The organism is Cryobacterium fucosi (assembly GCF_004403515.1).
Classification (GTDB): Bacteria; Actinomycetota; Actinomycetes; order Actinomycetales; family Microbacteriaceae; genus Cryobacterium; species Cryobacterium fucosi.
This window is the reverse complement of record NZ_SOHH01000052.1, coordinates 1-1,496: the sequence shown is the minus strand read 5'-3', so window position 1 is coordinate 1,496 and position 1,496 is coordinate 1. Positions and strand designations below refer to the sequence as shown.

The window sequence follows — 1,496 nt, the reverse complement described above, 5'->3', positions numbered from 1 at the left end:
TGGTATTCTGGGGGCATGGCAGGAAACCCTGATCCCAGTGCCACCACCGCCTTCACCGAGGCGGATGCCGGCGCGGGCAGCGGCGCGGACAGTGGTCTGACGGGTGCTGTGGCGGGTGCTGCTGTGGCGGGTGTGGCGGAGTTGTCGCCGGTGCAGCGGTTGGCTGCCCTGCAGGCTACCGTGGTGGCGGCGTTGGCGGCGGTGCCGTTGGCGGGCTTGAGTGATGTGGACTCGGTGGCGGTGCTCACTGTGGTGGAGGGTTTGGGTCGGAGTGTCGATGCGGCCCGGGTGGCCGTGGCGGCCGAGGTCGGCGGCCGGGCGGCATGGATCGCGCCGGGGCATTCCCAGCCGGCTTTGCCGGCGGCGCTGGGCTGCCGGGATGGCCTGGAGGTAATCGTGCGGGCGACGCGGATCTCGGTGCGGGAGGCCAAACGCCGGTCCCGGCTGGGCGGGTTTGTGAGCGCCCGCATCGGGGTGGGGGTGAGTTTGGCGCCGTTCTACCCGGCGGTGGCTGCCGCGTTGACCGGGGGGGACCTCGGGGTGGAGGCGGCGGAGGTGATCGTGGCGGGGCTGGAGAAGATCAGCGCCCGGGTCGCGCCTGACGATCTGCACACCGCGGAGCGGGCCCTGGTGGCGTGCGCGACCGGGGCGGTGACCGAGGAGACCCGGGGTCTGCCCGGTGAGGGCCTCGCGTTCGGCACTGACATTCTCCGCGGGATCGTGTTGCAGTGGCAGGCCCGGCTCGACCCTGACGGCACCGCACCGACCGAGCCCGTGCTCGAGGGCCGCAGCACGTTCGGCTTCGGCACCCTGAAAGACGGCCTCTACCCGCTCCGGGGCGGGGTCACCCCCGAGTTGCGCGGGATCATGAACGTGCTCTTCGACACCTACCTCTCCGCCCGTGCGGCGCCCGCGTTCCCCACCCCGGCGGAACAGGCCCGGATCGATGGCGGCGCCCTGGTCCCGGGCGCCGAGGCCGCGGACGCCGCGGCCGGGTCGTTCGGCGGGGCCGGGGACGACCGCACCGGGGGTGAGAAACGCGCCGATATCGTCCACGCCGTGTTCGAGCGGGCCGCCCGGGACCCGGGCACCCCGACCCTGGGCGGGGCCGCCCCGACCGTGCTCGTGCACGTGAATGCCGCCGACCTGCAGGCCGGCACCGGCGTCGGCTGGATCGACGGGGTCCAGGCCCCGATCTCGCTGACCAGCGTCACACAACGCCTCTGCGCCGGCGGCTCCCAAACGGTCCTCTTCGGCCCGAACCAGGAAGTACTCCGCCTCGGCCTGAAAGAACGCTTCTTCAGCCGGGCCCAACGCCGCGCGATCGCCGCCCGCGACGGCGGCTGCATCATCCCCGGCTGCACCTCCCCGCCGCACTGGGCCGAACTCCACCACGTCATCCCCTGGTGGGCCGGCGGCCTGACCGACATCGACAACGGCGTCATGCTCTGTTGGTTTCACCACCACTACATCGACCGCGACGGCTGGAAGATCCG

At 72.7% G+C, this 1,496-nt stretch carries 1 protein-coding gene; it reads left to right on the top strand.

Features of this window, described 5'->3' with window-relative positions; all coding sequences use genetic code 11:
- Positions 1-15: 15 nt before the first annotated feature.
- Positions 16-1,496 (top strand): HNH endonuclease signature motif containing protein (locus E3T48_RS05600; protein WP_134522840.1); only part of this gene is annotated, 1,481 nt, incomplete at its 3' end.